The organism is Streptomyces sp. LS-MS-L19 (assembly GCF_058382285.1).
This window is the reverse complement of record NZ_JBYCLL010000001.1, coordinates 2,340,228-2,359,538: the sequence shown is the minus strand read 5'-3', so window position 1 is coordinate 2,359,538 and position 19,311 is coordinate 2,340,228. Positions and strand designations below refer to the sequence as shown.

General features: G+C 69.6%; 21 protein-coding genes. 14 read left to right on the top strand and 7 right to left on the bottom strand.

Annotated elements, in window-relative coordinates; genetic code table 11:
* Positions 1 to 4: 4 nt before the first annotated feature.
* Together tal and tkt are read right to left on the bottom strand one after the other, a co-directional pair.
* A complete protein-coding gene (tal, locus tag AC2XR2_RS10440) occupies positions 5 to 1,123 on the bottom strand; it encodes a transaldolase (protein ID WP_491514874.1) in 1,119 nt (372 codons plus the stop codon).
* Between the two features lie 33 nt (positions 1,124 to 1,156).
* Positions 1,157 to 3,244 carry a transketolase gene (gene tkt / locus AC2XR2_RS10435; RefSeq protein WP_491514873.1) on the bottom strand — a complete coding sequence of 696 codons (2,088 nt, stop codon included), beginning with the start codon at positions 3,242 to 3,244 and terminating at the stop codon, positions 1,157 to 1,159.
* 355 nt (positions 3,245 to 3,599) lie between these two features.
* Between tkt and AC2XR2_RS10430 the strand changes: the two genes are divergently transcribed.
* The 4 genes from AC2XR2_RS10430 (at position 3,600) to AC2XR2_RS10415 (ending at position 6,897) form a co-directional block, all read left to right on the top strand.
* Positions 3,600 to 4,553 carry a heme o synthase gene (locus AC2XR2_RS10430; protein WP_330267702.1) on the top strand — a complete coding sequence of 318 codons (954 nt, stop codon included), beginning with the start codon at positions 3,600 to 3,602 and terminating at the stop codon, positions 4,551 to 4,553.
* Between the two features lie 65 nt (positions 4,554 to 4,618).
* Complete coding sequence (locus AC2XR2_RS10425) at positions 4,619 to 4,951, top strand: hypothetical protein (RefSeq protein ID WP_449348957.1); 333 nt, start codon at positions 4,619 to 4,621, stop codon at positions 4,949 to 4,951.
* A gap of 103 nt (positions 4,952 to 5,054) precedes the next feature.
* Complete coding sequence (locus AC2XR2_RS10420; protein WP_330267704.1) at positions 5,055 to 6,161, top strand: amidohydrolase family protein; 1,107 nt, start codon at positions 5,055 to 5,057, stop codon at positions 6,159 to 6,161.
* 19 nt (positions 6,162 to 6,180) lie between these two features.
* Positions 6,181 to 6,897, top strand: a complete 717-nt coding sequence (locus AC2XR2_RS10415) for a DUF4111 domain-containing protein (protein ID WP_491514872.1) — start codon at positions 6,181 to 6,183, stop codon at positions 6,895 to 6,897.
* Here the strand turns inward: AC2XR2_RS10415 and AC2XR2_RS10410 are convergent.
* The 4 genes from AC2XR2_RS10410 to AC2XR2_RS10395 all read right to left on the bottom strand — a co-directional run bounded on the left by AC2XR2_RS10410 (position 6,852) and on the right by AC2XR2_RS10395 (position 10,584).
* Positions 6,852 to 7,874, bottom strand: a complete 1,023-nt coding sequence (locus AC2XR2_RS10410) for a COX15/CtaA family protein (RefSeq protein ID WP_491514871.1) — start codon at positions 7,872 to 7,874, stop codon at positions 6,852 to 6,854. The two genes, AC2XR2_RS10415 and AC2XR2_RS10410, sit on opposite strands and share 46 nt — an antisense overlap.
* 154 nt (positions 7,875 to 8,028) lie before the next feature.
* On the bottom strand, positions 8,029 to 8,745 hold the full coding sequence (locus AC2XR2_RS10405) for an ABC transporter permease (RefSeq protein ID WP_491518429.1): 717 nt from the start codon (positions 8,743 to 8,745) through the stop codon (positions 8,029 to 8,031).
* Between the two features lie 47 nt (positions 8,746 to 8,792).
* A complete protein-coding gene (locus AC2XR2_RS10400; protein ID WP_381298740.1) occupies positions 8,793 to 9,716 on the bottom strand; it encodes an ABC transporter ATP-binding protein in 924 nt (307 codons plus the stop codon).
* Between the two features lie 10 nt (positions 9,717 to 9,726).
* Positions 9,727 to 10,584, bottom strand: coding sequence for an AAC(3) family N-acetyltransferase (locus AC2XR2_RS10395; protein WP_491514870.1), 858 nt, complete (start codon positions 10,582 to 10,584; stop codon positions 9,727 to 9,729).
* 161 nt (positions 10,585 to 10,745) lie between these two features.
* On the opposite strand from AC2XR2_RS10395, the gene AC2XR2_RS10390 reads away from it, so the two are divergent.
* The 8 genes from AC2XR2_RS10390 to AC2XR2_RS10355 are packed head-to-tail and all read left to right on the top strand — an operon-like array spanning position 10,746 to position 17,294.
* Positions 10,746 to 11,489: a helix-turn-helix transcriptional regulator gene (locus AC2XR2_RS10390; protein WP_330267710.1), complete on the top strand. Its 744-nt coding sequence runs from the start codon at positions 10,746 to 10,748 to the stop codon at positions 11,487 to 11,489.
* Positions 11,486 to 12,907: a Fe-S cluster assembly protein SufB gene (sufB, locus tag AC2XR2_RS10385; RefSeq protein ID WP_053847444.1), complete on the top strand. Its 1,422-nt coding sequence runs from the start codon at positions 11,486 to 11,488 to the stop codon at positions 12,905 to 12,907. Before AC2XR2_RS10390 ends, sufB begins: the two co-directional genes overlap by 4 nt.
* 54 nt (positions 12,908 to 12,961) lie before the next feature.
* On the top strand, positions 12,962 to 14,143 hold the full coding sequence (sufD, locus tag AC2XR2_RS10380) for a Fe-S cluster assembly protein SufD (RefSeq protein ID WP_381298742.1): 1,182 nt from the start codon (positions 12,962 to 12,964) through the stop codon (positions 14,141 to 14,143).
* Positions 14,143 to 14,460, top strand: coding sequence for a non-heme iron oxygenase ferredoxin subunit (locus AC2XR2_RS10375; protein WP_031057580.1), 318 nt, complete (start codon positions 14,143 to 14,145; stop codon positions 14,458 to 14,460). Before sufD ends, AC2XR2_RS10375 begins: the two co-directional genes overlap by 1 nt.
* Positions 14,461 to 14,467: 7 nt before the next feature.
* Entirely contained in the window at positions 14,468 to 15,232 is a 765-nt protein-coding gene (gene sufC, locus AC2XR2_RS10370) for a Fe-S cluster assembly ATPase SufC (protein WP_053847447.1), read from the top strand.
* Positions 15,229 to 16,485 (top strand): cysteine desulfurase, encoded by a 1,257-nt coding sequence (locus tag AC2XR2_RS10365; RefSeq protein WP_330267713.1) that lies wholly within the window; start codon positions 15,229 to 15,231, stop codon positions 16,483 to 16,485. Before sufC ends, AC2XR2_RS10365 begins: the two co-directional genes overlap by 4 nt.
* 15 nt (positions 16,486 to 16,500) lie before the next feature.
* Positions 16,501 to 16,965, top strand: a complete 465-nt coding sequence (gene sufU / locus AC2XR2_RS10360; protein ID WP_381298743.1) for a Fe-S cluster assembly sulfur transfer protein SufU — start codon at positions 16,501 to 16,503, stop codon at positions 16,963 to 16,965.
* Positions 16,962 to 17,294 (top strand): metal-sulfur cluster assembly factor, encoded by a 333-nt coding sequence (locus tag AC2XR2_RS10355; RefSeq protein ID WP_123988411.1) that lies wholly within the window; start codon positions 16,962 to 16,964, stop codon positions 17,292 to 17,294. Before sufU ends, AC2XR2_RS10355 begins: the two co-directional genes overlap by 4 nt.
* A 60-nt stretch (positions 17,295 to 17,354) precedes the next feature.
* Here AC2XR2_RS10355 and AC2XR2_RS10350 read toward each other — a convergent pair whose 3' ends face one another.
* Entirely contained in the window at positions 17,355 to 18,173 is an 819-nt protein-coding gene (locus tag AC2XR2_RS10350) for an AbfB domain-containing protein (RefSeq protein WP_491514869.1), read from the bottom strand.
* A gap of 205 nt (positions 18,174 to 18,378) precedes the next feature.
* Here AC2XR2_RS10350 and AC2XR2_RS10345 point away from each other — a divergent pair, with 205 nt between their 5' ends.
* Positions 18,379 to 18,699, top strand: a complete 321-nt coding sequence (locus AC2XR2_RS10345; protein ID WP_123759970.1) for a DMT family transporter — start codon at positions 18,379 to 18,381, stop codon at positions 18,697 to 18,699.
* Complete coding sequence (locus AC2XR2_RS10340) at positions 18,699 to 19,247, top strand: TetR/AcrR family transcriptional regulator (RefSeq protein ID WP_491514868.1); 549 nt, start codon at positions 18,699 to 18,701, stop codon at positions 19,245 to 19,247. The genes AC2XR2_RS10345 and AC2XR2_RS10340 overlap by 1 nt, the downstream gene beginning before the upstream one ends.
* Positions 19,248 to 19,311: the final 64 nt, after the last annotated feature.

Here is a 19,311-nt window from a genome sequence, read left to right as displayed (position 1 = left end):
GAGATCAGCCCTCCGAGGGGGCGAGGCGCTGGAGCTCCGCCTCGGTCGACTTGAGCAGGTCGTTCCAGGACGCCTCGAACTTCTCGACGCCTTCGTCCTCCAGCAGCTGCACGACCTCGTCGTACGAGATCCCGAGCTTCTCGACCGCGTCGAGCTCGGCACGGGCCTGCTCGTAGGTGCCGACGACCGCGTTGCCGCGGATCTCGCCCTGCTCCTCGGTGGCGAACAGGGTCGCCTCCGGCATGGTGTTCACCGTGTTCGGCGCGACCAGTTCCTCGACGTACATGGTCTTCTTGTACGCCGGGTCCTTGACGCCGGTCGAGGCCCACAGCGGACGCTGCTTGTTCGCGCCGGCGTTCTCCAGCTTCGACCAGCGCTCGCCGGAGAAGATCTCCTCGTACGCCTGGTAGGCGAGGCGGGCGTTGGCGACGCCGGCCTTGCCGCGGGCGGCCTTGGCCTCGTCGGTGCCGAGTGCGTCGATGCGCTTGTCGATCTCGGTGTCCACGCGGGACACGAAGAAGGACGCCACGGAGTGGATCTTCGACAGGTCCAGGCCCCGCTCCTTGGCCTTCTCCAGACCGGCCAGGTAGGCGTCCATGACCTCGCGGTAACGCTCCAGCGAGAAGATCAGCGTGACGTTGACGCTGATCCCGAGGCCGATGACGTCGGTGATCGCCGGGATGCCCGCACGGGTCGCCGGGATCTTGATGAGGGTGTTGGGACGGTCGACGAGCCAGGCGAGCTGCTTGGCCTCGGCGACGGTCGCCTTCTCGTTGTGCGCCAGGCGCGGGTCGACCTCGATCGACACGCGGCCGTCCTGGCCGCCGGTGGCGTCGAAGACCGGGCGCAGGATGTCGGCGGCGTCGCGGACGTCCGCCGTGGTGATCATGCGGATGGCCTCTTCGACCGTGACCTTGCGGGCGGCGAGGTCGGACAGCTGCTGGTCGTAGCCGTCGCCCTCGGAGATCGCCTTCTGGAAGATCGACGGGTTGGTGGTGACGCCCACGACGTGCTGCTGGTCGATCAGCTCGGCGAGGTTGCCGGACGTGATCCGCTTGCGCGACAGGTCGTCCAGCCAGATCGCCACGCCTTCCTCGGAGAGGCGCTTGAGTGCGTCTGTCATGGAATTACATCTCCTACGTGTCGTATATGGGCGTCAGCGCTGGGCTGCGGCGATCGATTCCCGCGCCTGGGCGGCCACGTTCTCGCCAGTGAAGCCGAACTCCTGGAAGAGCAGCTTGCCGTCCGCGGAAGCACCGAAGTGCTCCAGGGAAACGATGCGGCCGGCGTCTCCGACGTACTTGTGCCACGTGAGACCGATACCGGCCTCGACCGCGACACGGGCGCGCACGGACGGGGGCAGGACGCTGTCCCGGTACCCCTGGTCCTGCTCCTCGAACCACTCCACGCACGGCATGGAGACGACGCGGGTCGGTACCCCGTCCGCTTCCAGCCGCTCGCGCGCGTCGACGGCGACGTGGACCTCGGAACCGGTGGCGATCAGGATCACCTCGGGCGTCCCGGTGGAGGCCTCGAACAGGACGTAACCGCCCTTGGCCGCGTCCTCGTTGGGCTCGTACGTCGGCACGCCCTGACGGGTCAGCGCGAGGCCGTGCGGAGCGCCCTTGCCGAACTCCTTGGTGTACCGCCCCAGGATCTCGCGCCAGGCGATCGCGGTCTCGTTGGCGTCCGCGGGGCGCACCACGTTCAGGCCCGGGATCGCGCGCAGCGACGCGAGGTGCTCGACGGGCTGGTGGGTGGGGCCGTCCTCGCCGAGACCGATCGAGTCGTGCGTCCACACGTACGTCACCGGCAGGTGCATCAACGCCGAGAGCCGGACGGCGTTGCGCATGTAGTCGGAGAAGACGAGGAACGTACCGCCGTAGATACGGGTGTTGCCGTGCAGCGCGATGCCGTTCATCTCCGCGGCCATGGAGTGCTCGCGGATACCGAAGTGGATCGTGCGACCGTACGGGTCGGCCTCCGGCAGCGGGTTGTCCGCCGGGAGGAACGAGGAGTTCTTGTCGATCGTGGTGTTGTTCGAGCCCGCGAGGTCGGCGGAGCCGCCCCACAGCTCGGGGACCACCGCGCCGAGGGCCTGGAGGACCTTGCCGGACGCGGCACGCGTGGCCACGCCCTTGCCGGGCTCGAACACCGGGATCGCGGACTCCCAGTCCTTGGGCAGCTCACCCGCGGCGATGCGGTCGAACTCGGCCGCGCGCTCGGGGTTGTTGCTGCGCCATTCCTGGAAGGACTTGTCCCACTCGGCCTTCGCCTGCCGGCCGCGCTCCAGCGCCTGCCGGGTGTGCTCGATGACCTCGCCCGCGACCTCGAAGCTCTGCTCCGGGTCGAAGCCCAGCACCCGCTTGGTGGCCGCGACCTCGTCGTCGCCGAGCGCCGAGCCGTGCGCGGCCTCGGTGTTCTGGGCGTTCGGGGCGGGCCAGGCGATGATCGAGCGCATCGCGATGAAGGACGGCTTGTCGGTGACCGCCTTGGCCTTCTGGATCGCCTCGAAGATCGCGGCCGGGTCGAGGTCGCCGTTGGCCTGCGGCTCGACCCGCTGCACGTGCCAGCCGTACGCCTCGTAGCGCTTGACGGTGTCCTCGGAGACGGCCGTCTCGGTGTCGCCCTCGATCGAGATGTGGTTGTCGTCCCACAGCAGGATCAGGTTGCCGAGCTTCTGGTGGCCGGCCATCGAGGACGCCTCGGCGGAGATGCCCTCCTGGAGGCAGCCGTCACCGGCGATGGCGAAGACGAAGTGGTCGAAGGGCGAGGTGCCCTCCGGGGCCTCCGGGTCGAACAGACCGCGCTCGTAGCGGGCGGCCATCGCCATGCCCACCGCGTTGGCAACACCCTGGCCGAGCGGACCGGTGGTGGTCTCCACGCCCTTGGTGTGGCCGTACTCCGGGTGGCCCGGGGTCTTGGAGCCCCAGGTCCGGAACGCCTTCAGGTCGTCCAGCTCCAGGCCGAAACCGGCCAGGTAGAGCTGGGTGTAGAGGGTCAGGGACGAGTGGCCGGCGGACAGCACGAAGCGGTCGCGCCCGACCCAGTCGGGGTCGGCGGGGTCGTGCCGCATCACCTTCTGGAAGAGGGTGTAGGCGGCGGGAGCCAGGCTCATCGCCGTACCGGGATGGCCGTTGCCGACCTTCTGTACGGCGTCGGCGGCCAGGACGCGGGCGGTGTCGACGGCCCGCTGATCCAACTCGGTCCACTCGAGGTCTGTGGTGGTCGGCTTGGTGCTCACCCTGGGTCAGGGCTCCTCTCCACATGTCACGCATGTCGAAAATGCCGGTGCACGGGACGCCCGGCCGTTGTCGAGCCTACCCCCGCAAGTACGTGCGTTTTTTCGAGTCATTCCAGACTGCCGGGCCCCGCCGGGATCCGCCTCCCGACTGGGCCGTATCGCATTCGGCAAGTGAATACGGAGCCGCTCGTACGAGTGCTCAACCGAGTGACTCCGAGCTCTTCCGGGGTCGTCCTCGGACACGAGCCGACCCCCGCGAATATCGGGGTATGGGCAACGTCTACAGTGGCGTGGTACGCGCGAGCCTTTACCGGGACTTCACACCGCTGAGGCTTGCTGGGATGTCTCTGTAGGGGTGTGCGTGACGGCCGTCGAATCCCGTCCAGCCGGTGTGCTGGGGGAGAGCAAGAGCTCGAGTCACCGGCCGTTCGGGGCCCGGGCCAAGGCGTTCGTGGCGCTGACCAAGCCGCGGATCATCGAGCTGCTGCTCATCACCACCGTTCCGGTGATGTTCCTGGCGCAGCAGGGCGTGCCGGACCTGAAGCTGGTCCTGCTGACCTGCGTCGGCGGATACCTCTCCGCGGGCGGCGCCAACGCGCTCAACATGTACATCGACCGCGACATCGACGCGCTCATGGACCGCACCTCGCAGCGCCCCCTGGTGACCGGCATGGTGTCGCCGCGGGAGTGCCTGGCCTTCGGCATCACGCTGGCGGTCGTCTCGACGCTGCTGTTCGGTCTGACCGTCAACTGGCTGTCCGCCTGGCTGTCGCTCGGAGCGCTGCTCTTCTACGTCGTCGTCTACACGATGATCCTCAAGCGGCGTACCTCGCAGAACATCGTGTGGGGCGGCATCGCCGGCTGCCTCCCGGTCCTGATCGGCTGGTCCTCGGTCACCAACTCCATGTCGTGGGCGCCGATCGTCCTCTTCCTGGTGATGTTCTTCTGGACGCCGCCGCACTACTGGCCGCTGTCCATGAAGGTCCGTGAGGACTACGCGCGCGTGGGCGTGCCGATGCTGCCGGTGGTGGCCTCCAACAAGGTCGTCGCCAAGCAGATCGTCATCTACAGCTGGGTGATGGTCGGCGTGTCGCTGCTGCTGACCCCGCTCGGCTACACCGGCTGGTTCTACACGGCGGTCGCGCTGCTCGCGGGCGGCTTCTGGCTGTGGGAGGCGCACGGCCTCCAGAACCGGGCCAAGGCCGAGGTGACGGGCGCGAAGCTCAAGGAGATGCGGCTGTTCCACTGGTCGATCACCTATGTCTCGATCCTCTTCCTCGCGGTGGCGGTGGACCCCTTCCTGCGGTAGGGGCCCCGGGCGCTGAGGCGAGGGTCACGTCGCTGCCCCATGTACTGATCGGTAGCATCCTGGTCATGGCAGACACGCAGCAGGTTGACGCGAAGGCCGAGCGCAGGGTCGCCCGGCTCGCCCAGCAGATCAGCGCCTTCTCCAAGGAGCACGGCGGCGCCGAGGGCCAGCTGGCCTACATCGGCGAGCGCGGCACCCGCATCGTCCTCGTCGGCGAGGACGGCGGCTGGGGCGACCTGGTGGCCCCCTCGTACGAGATCGCCGAGAAGGCCGTCGAGAAGGCCGGCATCACCGTCCACGAGAACTTCGACGGCGAGTTCGCGGCCAAGGTGAAGACGGGGCCGTACGAGTGGAGCCGCATGGCGGGCATCCAGGTCGGCGGCCCCTCGAACGGCTGAGACCCGTCCCCCTTTCACATGGGGTGTGCGTCCCCAACACCTGACACCCGGTTCACCCGTTAGGACCTGTGAGTAGCCCACACGGTCCAGACGGGGAGCCCGGATGATCGAAACGCCGTCCCTCGTGGACCAGTACTGCCACGGCGTACTGAGAACGGAGCTGGGCCTCGGCACCTTCGAGGCCCAGCTGGCCCGCACCGAGGGCCCGCCCGCGCCGGGCACCACCCTGTTCGACACCCAGACGGGTTTCGCCGTACGACGCTGGTGCCCGCCCTTACTGGGCCTGGAACCGCACTGTCCGCCCGCCCGCTACCTGGCCCGGCGCCGCGAACTGGGCGTCCTGGAGTCGGGCCGCAGGCTGCTGCGGGGCAGCGGCATCACGACCTATCTGGTCGACACCGGACTGCCCGGCGACCTCACCGGGCCCACCGAACTGGCCTCCACCGCCGCCGCCGAGACCCGCGAGATCGTCCGCCTGGAACTCCTCGCCGAACAGGTCGCCGACACCTCCGGCACCGTCGAGTCCTTCCTCGCCAACCTCGCCGAGTCCGTGCACGGCGCGGCCGCGAACGCGGTCGCCTTCACGTCGGTGGCGGGCGTACGGCACGGTCTCGCGCTCGCCCCCGAGCCGCCGGGCCCCGGCGAGGTGCGGGGCGCCGCGGGCCGGTGGCTGGCGGGCCGCCGGGTGGGCGGCGAACTGTCCGATCCCGTGCTGCTACGACACCTGCTGTGGATCGCGGTCGCCTCCGGACTGCCCCTCCAGCTGCACGCCGGGCTCGGCGAACCGGGCCTGCGCATCGACCGCACCGACCCCGTCCTGCTCACCGACTTCGTCCGGGCCACCGCGGGTCTGGGCACCGACCTCGTCCTGCTGCACAGCTACCCGTACCACCGGCACGCCGCCCATCTCGCCGGGGTCTTCCCGCACGTCTACGCCGACTCCGGCGCCGCCCTGGTGCGTACCGGCGCCCGCGCGGCGACCGTCCTCGCGGAGATCCTGGAGCTGGCCCCCTTCGGCAAGATCGTCTTCTCCAGCGGGGCCCACAGCCTGCCCGAACTGCATGTGGTGGGCGCCCGGCTGTTCCGGGAGGCGCTGGCCCGGGTGCTGGGCGGCTGGGTCGCGGAGGGCTCCTGGTCGTTGGCGGACGCACAGCGGGTGGCGGGGCTGATCGCTGCGGGGAACGCGCGCAGGGTGTACGGACTGGAGTGACGTGTCCAGGATGAGGTCCATGCAGACCGAGGTGTTACTGGACCGCTTCCTCGCCGGCCTGGCCCCGCTCTCTCCCGTCGCCGTCTGGGCGCACGGCTCGCTGGCCGGCGGCGACTACCAGGAGGGCCGCAGCGACCTGGACCTGATCGCCGTACTCGACTCGGTGGGGCCGCGTACGGTGTGGCGGCTGGCCATGCTGCACGCGCGGCTGCGGGCGGAACCGCTGGCCGGGCAGCTGCACTGCACGTATCTGACCCCCGCGGCCGACCCGGGCCGACGCCACCTCACCTGGGCGCACGAGGAACTCTTCAAGCGGCCGGTCACGCCCGTGACCCGGCGGGAGCTGCACGACTTCGGACGCGTCCTGCACGGGAAGCCGCCGGCGGACCTGCTGCCCCCGGTGACGGACCGGGAGCTGGCCGACTTCGTGGTCCGCGACCAGCGGGACTTCTGGCGCCCGGCCCTCGACAACGCCCCGCTGTGGACCCGGGACGTGTGGGTCGACCTGGGCCTGCTGACGTTCGCCCGCGCGAGCGTGACCCTGCGCGAGGGCCGGCTGATCTCGAAGCGGGAGGCGCTGGAGCTGCTGCCCGGGCTCGGGGCACCGGTGGAGGTGGTGGCGGACATCCGTGGCCGCCGCTACGGCGATCCAGGGCCCGCCCCGGCGAACCGGGCCGAGCTGACCCGGAACTACCTGGGCCCGGCGATCGACGAACTCGTGGCGGCGTACGGCTGAGCGGGCACCTCGGGCAGCTCGCCCTCGGCTCGCTCCCGCAGGGCCAGCAGGACGCGAAGCACCGCGATCCACACCAGGGCCGAGCCGAGCATGTGCAGGCCGACCAGGAACTCGGGCAGGTCGGTGAAGTACTGGACGTAGCCGATGACGCCCTGGGAGAGGAGGACCAGGAAGAGGTCGCGGGTGCGGTGCAGGGGGCCCTTGGGGGCGTCGACCGCCTTGAGGATGAACCACAGGGCGAAGGTCAGTGACACCACGATCCAGGCGAGGACCGCGTGCGCCTTGGCCACCGTCTCCCAGTCCAGCGGCATCCGCTCGACCTCGCTGGAGTCACCGGCGTGCGGCCCGGCGCCGGTCACCACGGTGCCGACGAGGATCAGCAGGGCGGCGGCCGCGACCATGAACCAGACCAGCTGCTGCACGGGCTTGCCGACCAACGGGCGGGGTGCCGAGTCGCCCTCGCGGGTGCGCTGCCACATGACGGTGGCGACCGTGATCAGGGCGGTGGTCGCGACGAAGTGGGCGGCGACGGTGTACGGGTTGAGACCCACCAGCACGACGATGCCGCCGAGGATCGCGTTGCTCATCACGATCCAGAACTGCGCCCAGCCCAGCCGGGTGAGGCTGCGACGGCGGGGCTTCTCGCTGCGGGCCGCGATGATGGCCCAGCCGACGGCCGCGCACAGCACGTAGGTGAGCATCCGGTTGCCGAACTCGATGGCCCCGTGCACCCCCATCGCGCTGGTCGCGGTCAGCGAGTCGTCCGTGCACTTGGGCCAGGTCGGACACCCGAGCCCCGACCCGGTCAGCCGCACGGCCCCACCGGTGACCACGATGACGACGGCCATCACGAGCGCGGCGAGCGCCGCCCGCTGAACCGTCCGGGGGGTGGGGGTCCAGCGGGTGGCGATGAAGGCGAGGGGGTTGCGGACGGCCGCTACGGCGTCGGCGCGGGTCACGTTTGGCACGCCGTCCATCGTAGGGGCGTTGCTTGTGCACGGTTTCACGAGGGTCGTGGTTTCCGGTCCGTGGCCCCTGAGGCATCGGTCACAGGGACCGCCGGATCCGGTCCGCCTCGGCCCTGAGCCGGGCGGCCTCCGGTCTCCCGCGTCCCGTCACTCCCTGCGGAAGTCACTCCCAGCGGAAGAACTTCCCGGCCAGCGCCAGCCCCACGACCCCCCACACCGCCAGGATCCCCAGATCCCCCCACGGCACCCCCGCCCCGTGCTGCAGTACGTCGCGCAGGCCGTCCGACAGGGCTGAGATCGGGAGGAGGGCGAGTACGTCCTGGGCGGCGGGAGGGAACTTGGACAAGGGGACGATCACTCCGCCGCCGACCAGGAGGAGGAGGAAGACCAGGTTCGCCGCGGCCAGCGTGGCTTCCGCCTTCAGGGTGCCTGCCATCAGCAGGCCCAGGCCCGAGAAGGCCGCGGTGCCGAGGATCAGGAGCAGGAGGACGGAGAGCGGGTTGCCGTGCGGGGACCAGCCCAGGGCGAAGGCGATCGCCGTCAGGAGCAGGACCTGCAGGATCTCCGTCACCAGGACCGACGCCGTCTTGGCCGTCATCAGCGCCCAGCGGGGGAGGGGGGAGCTGGCCAGGCGCTTGAGGACTCCGTAGCGGCGTTCGAAGCCGGTGGCGATCGCCTGGCCCGTGAAGGCCGTAGACATGACCGCCAGGGCCAGGATGCCGGGGGTCAGGAAGTCCACCGACTTGCCGGCTCCCGTGTCGACGATGTCCACCGAGCTGAAGAGCAGCAGGAGCAGGGTCGGGATCACCACCGTCAGCAACAGTTGCTCACCGTTGCGCAGGAGCATCCTGGTCTCCAGCGCCGCCTGGGTGGTGATCATGCGGCCCAGGGGGGCCGCTCCCGGCTTCGGGGCGTAGGTACCCACCGTCACGCGCGCAGCTCCTTGCCCGTCAGTTCCAGGAAGACGTCTTCCAGGGTGTGCCGTTCCACCGAGATCTTCTCCGGCATGACGCCGTGCTGGGCGCACCAGGACGTCACCGTGGCCAGGAGTTGGGGGTTGACCTTGCCGACGACCCGGTAGGAGCCGGGGGTCAGCTCCGCCGCCGTGCAGTCCGCCGGGAGGGCCTTGAGCAGCGACCCCACGTCGAGGCCGGGGCGGCCCGTGAAGCGCAGGGTGTTCTCGGCGCCGCCCCGGCACAGCTCCTCGGGGGTGCCCTGGGCGATGACCCGGCCGCCGTCGATGATCGCCACGTCGTCGGCGAGCTGCTCGGCCTCGTCCATGTAGTGCGTGGTGAGGATCACCGAGACGCCGTCCGTCCGCAGATCCCGGATCAGGTCCCAGGTCGCGCGGCGGGCCTGCGGGTCCAGGCCCGCGGTCGGCTCGTCCAGGAACACCAGCTCGGGGCGGCCCACCACCGCCATGGCCAGCGCCAGGCGCTGCTGCTGGCCGCCGGACAGCCTGCGGTACGTCGTCCTGCCGCAACCGTCCAGGCCCAGGCGCTCGATCAGCGCGTCCACGTCCAGCGGGTGCGCGTGCAGGCGGGCCACGTGCCGGAGCATCTCGTCGGCCCGGGCGCCCGAGTACACGCCCCCGGACTGGAGCATCACGCCGATCCTCGGGTGCAGCTCACGTGCCTGGCGCACCGGGTCGAGGCCCAGGACCCGGACCGTGCCGGAGTCCGGCTTCCGGTAGCCCTCGCAGGTCTCGACGGTCGTCGTCTTGCCGGCGCCGTTGGGTCCGAGTACGGCGGTCACGCCCGCCCGGGCCACCAGGTCGAGGCCGTCCACGGCGGTCTTCGTGCCGTACCGCTTCACCAGGGCGTGGACCTGGACCACGGGCTCGCTTCGCATGGGCCCGAGTCTAGGTTCGCCGACCGCGCGACCGACGGGCGGGTGCAGGATCTCCACCCAGCGCATTCCCGGGCACGTCCTCCTGTGAGCGGTGCAGCGACAGCCACCGCTGCGCGTACCGCACGGCGTCCGCCACCGGGAACAGCCGGGCCTCGGCCGCGCCCACCCTTCCCCGTACGACGACCCCGGTGTCCCGCTCGAAGTCGTACCCGAGTTCGTCGAAGCGGTCCGAGGTGATCGACACCTCCGTGACCACCTCCCAGCCGTCCGGTCCGGGGCGCCCGACCTTCACCCGCGGGGCCGGTGTCCGGTACTCGGCGAGATGGAAGCTCGTGCAGGTGTCGTAGCCCGCGCCGAGGAGCAGCACGCGCGCGTGGAGGGCTTCCAGGCGGGCCAGCGGGCTGTGCTCGCCGAGGCGGCAGTCCACGGCGTGGCCGTCCAGGACCGCATGCGCGCGGGGGCCTATCGCCGCGAAGGAGGTCTGCGGGTGCGCGCTCCGCAGGGCGCCGGGCCAGGTGCGCACGGTCTCCGGGATCACGCCCACCCCGCGCGAGGGCGTGACGAGGGGGTCGTAGGCGGGCATGGTGGCGCGGATCGTCGGCCACCAGTCCTCCGGCACCGGCGGGTTGCTCCACACCGCCGGGTCCGAGAGGTCGCCGGTCTGGGTGGGGACCACGAGGGTGCCGTCCGGGCCGAGGGCGTCCAAAAGTCCCTGGACCACCGCGACGGAACCTCCGCAGACCCAGCCGAGGGCGCTCAGGGAGGAGTGCACGAGGAGGGTCTCGCCGCTTCTGACACCCAGCTCGCTCAGCTGCCCGGCGAGGGCGTCGCGGGTGACAAGTGGGCCGGTGGGAGGTGGTGTCGGCATGGTTCGGGAGTGTCCCTGACAGGACCGCCGGGCGCCACCGGTTTGATCGATCAAAGATCGTTTGCGCAGGTCAGGTTAGGGATGCCTAAGTGATGCAGGGCACCGTCCCTCGGACCGGGCGCGGCTTGCCCGGTCCTGAGGAATTACGCAACAATGGCGTTGTGAAAAACGTCGGCGAGGCTCGGGAGACCCCCACGGGGGCCCCTCAGGAGGAGCTCGCGACCGGTGAGCGGTCCACCCGCAACCGCGTCGCGCGATCCATCCTGGACCACGGCCCGTCGACCGTCACCGAGCTGGCCGGGCGGCTGGGGCTCACCCCCGCGGCCGTACGGCGTCATCTGGACGCCCTGGTGGCCGACGAGGTCGTGGAGGCGCGGGAGCAGCGGGTGTACGGGGCGCGGACGCGCGGCCGGCCCGCCAAGGTCTTCGCGCTCACCGACTGCGGCCGGGACGCCTTCGACCAGTCCTACGACAAGCTCGCCGCGGACGCCCTGGCCTGGATCCAGGAGCGGTTCGGCGGGGACGAGGCGGTCGTCGCCTTCGCGCGCGCGAGGATCGCCGCGCAGGCCGAGGTGTACCGCAAGGCCGTCGAGACCGCCGCCCCCGAGGAGCGCACCGAAGCCCTGGCCAAGGCCCTGAGCGCGGACGGGTACGCTGCTACGGCGCGGAGCGCACCGGTCGGCGAGCAGCTGTGCCAGCACCACTGCCCGGTGGCCCATGTCGCGGAGAAGTTCCCGCAGCTGTGCGACGCCGAGACGGAGATCTTCTCCCAGCTCCTCGGCACGCACGTCCAGCGACTGGCGACCATCGCGCACGGCGACGGCGTCTGCACGACGTTCATCCCCAAGATTTCCCACATGTCTCATAACGCATCCGCAAGCACGGCCGGGAGGAACCCCGCATGACTCTCCCCACGGAGACTGCCCACCCTGAGCTCGAGGGTCTGGGCAAGTACGAATACGGCTGGGCCGACTCCGACGAAGCCGGCGCCTCTGCGAAGCGCGGTCTGAGCGAGGAAGTCGTGCGCGACATCTCCGCGAAGAAGAACGAGCCGGAGTGGATGACCAAGCTCCGCCTCAAGGGTCTGCGCCTGTTCGACAAGAAGCCCATGCCGAACTGGGGCTCGGACCTCTCCGGCATCGACTTCGACAACATCAAGTACTTCGTGCGCTCCACGGAGAAGCAGGCGGAGTCCTGGGAGGACCTGCCCGAGGACATCAAGAACACGTACGACAAGCTCGGCATCCCCGAGGCGGAGAAGCAGCGCCTCGTCGCCGGTGTCGCGGCCCAGTACGAGTCCGAGGTCGTCTACCACCAGATCCGTGAGGACCTGGAGGAGCAGGGCGTCATCTTCCTGGACACCGACACCGCCCTCAAGGAGCACCCGGAGCTCTTCAAGGAGTACTTCGGCACCGTCATCCCGGTCGGCGACAACAAGTTCGCGTCGCTGAACACCGCGGTGTGGTCCGGCGGTTCCTTCATCTACGTGCCGAAGGGCGTGCACGTCGAGATCCCGCTCCAGGCCTACTTCCGGATCAACACCGAGAACATGGGCCAGTTCGAGCGGACGCTGATCATCGTCGACGAGGACGCCTACGTCCACTACGTCGAGGGCTGTACGGCGCCGATCTACAAGTCGGACTCCCTGCACTCCGCGGTCGTCGAGATCATCGTGAAGAAGGGCGCCCGCTGCCGCTACACGACCATCCAGAACTGGTCGAACAACGTCTACAACCTGGTCACCAAGCGCGCCGTGGCGTACGAGGGCGCGACCATGGAGTGGATCGACGGCAACATCGGCTCCAAGGTCACCATGAAGTACCCGGCCGTCTACCTGATGGGCGAGCACGCCAAGGGTGAGACCCTCTCCATCGCCTTCGCGGGCGAGGGCCAGCACCAGGACGCCGGCTCCAAGATGGTCCACATGGCGCCGAACACCTCCTCCAACATCGTCTCCAAGTCGGTGGCGCGCGGCGGCGGTCGTACGTCCTACCGCGGTCTCGTCGAGATCGGTGAGGGCGCCGCCGGATCCAAGTCCAACGTGCTGTGCGACGCGCTGCTCGTCGACACCATCTCCCGTTCCGACACGTACCCCTACGTGGACGTCCGTGAGGACGACGTGTCCATGGGCCACGAGGCGACCGTCTCCAAGGTCTCCGAGGACCAGCTCTTCTACCTGATGAGCCGCGGTCTCTCCGAGTTCGAGGCGATGGCCATGATCGTGCGCGGCTTCGTCGAGCCCATCGCGAAGGAGCTGCCGATGGAGTACGCGCTCGAGCTCAACCGGCTGATCGAGCTCCAGATGGAAGGCGCGGTCGGCTAAGCGACCGCCGTCTCCATCCAGTCACTTACGTAGGAAGAGAGCAGACCGACAGCCATGGCTGAGGCTCAGAACATCCCGGTGGGCAGCACCACCGCCGGCTCGATCGCGGTGGCCGCCGAGTCGACCGTCGCCACGCGCATGAGCGCGCCCCCCTCCTTCGACGTGCAGGACTTCCCCGTCCCGCACGGCCGTGAGGAGGAGTGGCGGTTCACCCCGCTGGAGCGCCTGCGCGGGCTGCACGACGGCACCGCGGTCGCCACCGGCGCCGGCGTGACGGTGGACGTGCAGGCCCCCGAGGGCGTCACCGTCGAGACCGTGGACCGTGACGACGCCCGGATCGGCAGGGCCGGCACCCCGGTGGACCGCGTCGCCGCCCAGGCGTACTCGGCGTTCGAGAAGGCCGGCGTGGTCACCGTCCCCAAGGAGACGGTCCTCACCGAGCCGATCCGCATCGCCGTGCACGGCGAGGGCGGGGTCCGCTACGGCCACCAGGTCGTCGAGCTCGGGGCCTTCGCCGAGGCCGTCGTCGTCATCGACCACACCGGTGACGCGGTGCTCGCCGCCAACGTCGACTACATCCTGGGCGACGGCGCCAAGCTGACCGTCGTCTCCGTCCAGGACTGGGACGACAAGGCCGTCCACGTGGCCCAGCACAACGCGCTGATCGGCCGGGACGCGTCCTTCAAGTCCGTCGTCGTCACCTTCGGCGGCGATCTCGTACGGCTGCACCCGCGCGTCTCCTACGCCGGCACCGGCGGCGAGGCCGAGCTGTTCGGGCTCTACTTCACCGACAAGGGCCAGCACCAGGAGCACCGCCTCCTGGTCGACCACAACGCCCCGCACTGCAAGTCCAACGTCGTCTACAAGGGCGCGCTCCAGGGCGACGACGCGCACGCGGTGTGGATCGGCGACGTGCTCATCGAGGCCAAGGCCGAGGGCACCGACACGTACGAGATGAACCGCAACCTCGTCCTCACCGACGGCGCCCGCGTCGACTCCGTGCCGAACCTGGAGATCGAGACCGGCGAGATCGTCGGCGCCGGCCACGCGAGTGCGACCGGCCGCTTCGACGACGAGCAGCTCTTCTACCTGATGGCCCGCGGCATCCCGGCCGACGAGGCCCGCCGTCTGGTGGTCCGCGGCTTCTTCGCCGAGCTGGTCCAGCAGATCGGTGTCGACGACATCGAAGAGCGACTTCTCGTGAAGATCGACGAGGAGCTGGAGGCCACCGTCTGATGGCTTTCGTACGCGCCTGCGGGCTGAGCGAGCTGGAGGAGGACACCCCGAAGCGGGTGGAACTCGACGGCACGCCGGTCTCCGTCGTGCAGACCGAGGGGGAGGTGTTCGCGATCCACGACATCTGCTCGCACGCGAACGTCTCGCTCTCCGAGGGCGAGGTGGAGGACTGCCAGATCGAGTGCTGGCTGCACGGCTCCAGCTTCGACCTGCGCACCGGCAAGCCGTCCGGCCTTCCCGCGACGCGCCCCGTCCCCGTATACCCCGTAAAGATCGAAGGGGACGACGTGCTCGTCTCCCTCACCCAGGAGTCCTGAGGCACCCATGGCAACGCTTGAAATCCGAGACCTGCACGTCACCGTCGAGGCCGACAACGCCACGAAGGAGATCCTCAAGGGCGTCGACCTGACCGTGAAGCAGGGCGAGACGCACGCCATCATGGGCCCCAACGGCTCCGGCAAGTCGACGCTCGCCTACTCCCTCGCGGGTCACCCGAAGTACACCATCACCGGCGGCACCGTCACCCTCGACGGCGAGGACGTCCTGGAGATGGAGGTCGACGAGCGCGCCCGCGCGGGCCTGTTCCTGGCGATGCAGTACCCCGTCGAGGTCCCCGGCGTCTCGGTCTCCAACTTCCTGCGCACCTCCGCCACCGCCATCCGCGGCGAGGCCCCCAAGCTGCGCACCTGGGTGAAGGAGGTCAAGGAGGCCATGGAGCGCCTCAACATGGACCCCTCCTTCGCCGAGCGCAACGTCAACGAGGGCTTCTCCGGCGGTGAGAAGAAGCGCCACGAGATCCTCCAGCTGGAGCTCCTCAAGCCGAAGATCGCGATCCTCGACGAGACCGACTCCGGCCTCGACGTCGACGCGCTCCGGGTCGTCTCCGAGGGCGTCAACCGCGTCCGTGAGACCGGTGAGGTCGGCACCCTGCTGATCACGCACTACACGCGCATCCTGCGCTACATCAAGCCCGACCACGTGCACGTCTTCGCGGGCGGCAAGATCGTCGAGTCCGGCGGTGCCGAGCTCGCCGACAAGCTGGAGAACGAGGGCTACGAGGCTTACACGAAGGGTGGCGCATCCGAGTGACACAGCTGCCGGGCCTCCTCGACACCGAGGCGATCCGCAAGGACTTCCCGATCCTGGACCGACTGGTCCACGACGACCGGAAGCTCGTCTACCTGGACAACGCGGCGACCTCGCAGAAGCCGCGCCAGGTGCTGGACGCCCTGAGCGAGTACTACGAGCGCTACAACGCCAACGTCCACCGCGGTGTGCATGTGCTCGCCGAGGAGGCCACGGCGCTGTACGAGGGAGCGCGCGACAAGGTCGCCTCCTTCATCAACGCGCCCTCGCGCGACGAGGTGATCTTCACCAAGAACGCCTCCGAGTCCCTCAACCTCGTGGCGAACATGCTCGGTTGGGCCGACGAGCCCTACCGCGTGGACTCCGAGACCGAGATCGTCATCACCGAGATGGAGCACCACTCCAACATCGTGCCGTGGCAGCTGCTCTCGCAGCGCACCGGCGCGAAGCTGAAGTGGTTCGGCCTGACCGACGACGGCCGGCTCGACCTGTCCAACATCGAGGAGATCATCACCGAGAAGACGAAGATCGTCTCCTTCGTGCTGGTGTCCAACATCCTGGGCACGGTCAACCCGGTCGAGACGATCATCCGCCGGGCGCAGGAGGTCGGTGCGCTGGTCTGCATCGACGCCTCGCAGGCGGCGCCGCACATGCCGATAGACGTGCAGGCCCTCCAGGCCGACTTCGTGGCCTTCACCGGCCACAAGATGTGCGGTCCGACCGGCATCGGCGTGCTGTGGGGCCGGCAGGAACTCCTGGAGGACCTGCCCCCGTTCCTCGGCGGCGGCGAGATGATCGAGACCGTGTCGATGCACTCGTCGACCTACGCTCCCGCCCCGCACAAGTTCGAGGCGGGCACGCCCCCGATCGCGCAGGCGGTCGGGCTGGGCGCGGCGATCGACTACCTCCAGTCGATCGGCATGGACAAGATCCTCGCCCATGAGCACGCGCTGACCGAGTACGCCGTCCAGCGCCTCACGCAGGTCCCGGACCTCAGGATCATCGGCCCGACCACGGCCGAGGACCGGGGCGCGGCGATCTCCTTCACGCTCGGCGACATCCACCCCCACGACGTGGGCCAGGTCCTCGACGAGGAGGGCATCGCGGTCCGGGTCGGCCACCACTGCGCGCGGCCGGTCTGCCTGCGGTACGGAATTCCTGCGACCACGCGAGCGTCGTTCTATCTGTACTCCACGCCTGCCGAGATCGACGCACTGGTCGACGGGCTGGAGCACGTACGGAACTTCTTCGGCTGAGGAGCTGGCTGAGTCGTGAAGCTTGATTCGATGTACCAGGAAGTCATCCTGGACCACTACAAGCACCCGCACGGGCGTGGTCTGAGGGACGGCGACGCCGAGGTACACCACGTGAACCCCACGTGCGGCGACGAGATCACCCTCCGCGTGAAGTACGACGGCACGACCATCGAGGACGTCTCGTACGAGGGCCAGGGCTGCTCGATCAGTCAGGCGTCGGCCTCCGTGCTGAACGACCTGCTGGTCGGCAAGGACCTGGCGGAGGCGCAGAAGATCCAGGAGACCTTCCTGGAGCTGATGCAGTCCAAGGGAAAGATCGAGCCCGACGACGCGATGGAGGAGGTGCTGGAGGACGCGGTCGCGTTCGCCGGTGTCTCCAAGTACCCGGCCCGGGTCAAGTGCGCCCTCCTCAGCTGGATGGCGTGGAAGGACGCGACGGCCCAGGCGCTGGACGCCGACGCCGAAAGGAAGACGGCATGAGCGAGACCATTGAGATGAAGCCGGCCTCCGAGGAAGAGATCCGCGAGGCGCTGTACGACGTCGTCGACCCCGAGTTGGGCATCGACGTGGTCAACCTCGGCCTGATCTACGGCATCCACATCGACGACGCGAACATCGCGACCCTCGACATGACGCTGACCTCGGCGGCCTGCCCGCTGACGGACGTCATCGAGGACCAGGCCAAGTCCGCCACGGACGGCCTCGTCAGCGAACTCCGCATCAACTGGGTGTGGATGCCGCCGTGGGGCCCGGACAAGATCACGGACGACGGACGGGAGCAGCTCCGGGCGCTGGGGTTCAACGTCTGAGCGAGTCCGACCGGTGTCCGGAAGGGGCCGTGGCCGTGTGCCGCGGCCCCTTCCGCATGCTCAGGCCAGCCCGCCCACCAACTGGAACGACGAGTCGGCGATGTACTGGGAGCTGTACTCGAAGCGTTCGAGGCGGACCACGAAGTTCTCGTGGCGCAGGAAGTAGCCGGGGTAGTTGACCGACTCCAGCATCTTGGCGCCGGCGTAGGAGGGCGAGTCACGGGGGCAGAACGTGGCGTCCTGCTCGAAGAGGGACGAGCCGTCGTCACGGGCGGCGCGCAGCACGAAGTTGCTGTGGCGCAGGTACTTGCCGTCGTGCGTGGTGAAGGAGTAACACGAGGCGTTCGCCAGGCCCTTGACCTGCTTGAAGGTCGAGTCCTCGCGGGACTCCGAGCCGCGGACCGGGTCCAGGGCCACGTAGTACTGGGTCACATGCCAGTAGCGGTCGGGGTAGTTGACCGCGCGGACCGAGCGGTACGTCACCGACGGCTGCGGCTTCGCCGGACTGCCCTTGGACGGCGTGGACTTGGGCGGCTTCGGGGTGGTCGTGACCGCGACGGTCGGGCCGGTGCCCTGCTGCCGGGGGCCCTGGGGAGTGGGGGAGACCGACGAGAGGCCGCTGTCGCCCTCCGGGGGGAGGGTCGTCGCGGGCTGCGAGGAGAAGGAGATCAGACCGGATCCCCCGTCCCGCGCGGACTTCGACCGGACGTCGTCCTCGTTGTCGGTCGCGGCTATCGCCGCCACGCAGGCGACGATCGTGGCCACCGCCAGCGCGCCGGCCAGATAGAGCCGTCTGGTGCCGGGCGTGCGGGAGGTGTCCAGTGTCCAGCCGTTCTCCCAGGGGCGGTCCTGGGGCGGCTGGGACTTGTCTTCGGGCATGCGCTGTTCCTCCGGCGCGGCGCGGGTGTGCGACGGCCGCTGCTGTGGTGGCGCGGTAGGTGAAAGGTGAAACACATGTGGTTCCGGAGGGAACAGTAGTGGTTACCGGGGGTTGTGAGCAGCCCTTTGAATCGAACCGTTTCCACATCGACTTCTCAACCGGCTCCGAGGCTTCCCGTGTTCGGGGTTATGTACGCTTGTACACATGGGATACCTGCTCCTTGCCGGAGCCATCGCAGCCGAGGTCGCGGCGACCACGGCCATGAAGTACACCGAGGGCTTCAGCCGGCTCGGACCCTCGGCTCTGACCGTGCTCGGCTACGTCCTGTCCTTCGCGCTGCTCGCGCAGACCCTGAAGACGGTGTCGGTCGGCACCGCCTACGCGATCTGGGCCGGGGTGGGCACCGCGACCATCGCCACCATCGGGATGCTCTTCCTCGGAGAGGGGATGACCGTCACCAAGGCCGCCGGGATCGCGCTGATCATCGTCGGGGTCGTGGTGCTGAACCTGGGCGGGGCGCACTGATGGCCCGGCGCTACGACCCCGAGCGCCGGCAGCGGATCATCGACGCGGCGATCCGGGTCGTCGGCGAGAAGGGCCTCGCGGGGCTCAGTCACCGCAGTGCCGCCGCCGAGGCCGATGTGCCGCTCGGTTCGACGACGTACCACTTCAAGAGCCTCGACGAGCTGATGGTCGCCGCGCTGCGCCAGGCCAGCGAGGGCTTCGCCAAGGTGGTCGCCGCGCACGGGGCGCTGGACGGTCCCGGCGGTGACCTCGCCGCCGACCTCGCCCGTGTCCTCGGCGAGTGGCTCGGCGGCGACCGCACCGGCGTCGAGCTGGAGTACGAGCTCTACCTCGCCGCCCTGCGCCGCCCCGCCCTGCGCCCGGTCGCCGCCGAGTGGGCCGACGACCTCGCCGCCCGCCTCGCCCACCGCACGGACCCGGTCACGGCACGGGCCCTGGTCGCCCTGACCGACGGCATCTGCCTCCAGGTGCTGCTGACGGGGGTGCCGTACGACGAGGGGTATGCGCGGGAGATGCTGGCGCGGGTGATTCCGGCGGGGAGGGGGTGATCCTCGCCGGGAGTGGGGATCCCGGCCGGGTGTCACACACACCGGCGAACCTCGGCGTTCCCCG

Bases quoted from the DNA above. Each gene is read 5' to 3' on its own strand.
- AC2XR2_RS10340 (WP_491514868.1), top strand. From the start codon at position 18,699: ATGGCCCGGCGCTACGACCCCGAGCGCCGGCAGCGGATCATCGACGCG.
- AC2XR2_RS10410 (WP_491514871.1), bottom strand. From the start codon at position 7,874: ATGGACGGCGTGCCAAACGTGACCCGCGCCGACGCCGTAGCGGCCGTC.
- sufD (WP_381298742.1), top strand. From the start codon at position 12,962: ATGGCTGAGGCTCAGAACATCCCGGTGGGCAGCACCACCGCCGGCTCG.
- AC2XR2_RS10345 (WP_123759970.1), top strand. From the start codon at position 18,379: ATGGGATACCTGCTCCTTGCCGGAGCCATCGCAGCCGAGGTCGCGGCG.
- tal (WP_491514874.1), bottom strand. From the start codon at position 1,123: ATGACAGACGCACTCAAGCGCCTCTCCGAGGAAGGCGTGGCGATCTGG.
- AC2XR2_RS10425 (WP_449348957.1), top strand. From the start codon at position 4,619: ATGGCAGACACGCAGCAGGTTGACGCGAAGGCCGAGCGCAGGGTCGCC.
- AC2XR2_RS10400 (WP_381298740.1), bottom strand. From the start codon at position 9,716: ATGCGAAGCGAGCCCGTGGTCCAGGTCCACGCCCTGGTGAAGCGGTAC.
- AC2XR2_RS10415 (WP_491514872.1), top strand. From the start codon at position 6,181: ATGCAGACCGAGGTGTTACTGGACCGCTTCCTCGCCGGCCTGGCCCCG.
- AC2XR2_RS10420 (WP_330267704.1), top strand. From the start codon at position 5,055: ATGATCGAAACGCCGTCCCTCGTGGACCAGTACTGCCACGGCGTACTG.
- AC2XR2_RS10375 (WP_031057580.1), top strand. From the start codon at position 14,143: ATGGCTTTCGTACGCGCCTGCGGGCTGAGCGAGCTGGAGGAGGACACC.
- sufB (WP_053847444.1), top strand. From the start codon at position 11,486: ATGACTCTCCCCACGGAGACTGCCCACCCTGAGCTCGAGGGTCTGGGC.
- AC2XR2_RS10355 (WP_123988411.1), top strand. From the start codon at position 16,962: ATGAGCGAGACCATTGAGATGAAGCCGGCCTCCGAGGAAGAGATCCGC.
- sufC (WP_053847447.1), top strand. From the start codon at position 14,468: ATGGCAACGCTTGAAATCCGAGACCTGCACGTCACCGTCGAGGCCGAC.
- AC2XR2_RS10405 (WP_491518429.1), bottom strand. From the start codon at position 8,745: ATGATCACCACCCAGGCGGCGCTGGAGACCAGGATGCTCCTGCGCAAC.
- AC2XR2_RS10395 (WP_491514870.1), bottom strand. From the start codon at position 10,584: ATGCCGACACCACCTCCCACCGGCCCACTTGTCACCCGCGACGCCCTC.
- AC2XR2_RS10350 (WP_491514869.1), bottom strand. From the start codon at position 18,173: ATGCCCGAAGACAAGTCCCAGCCGCCCCAGGACCGCCCCTGGGAGAAC.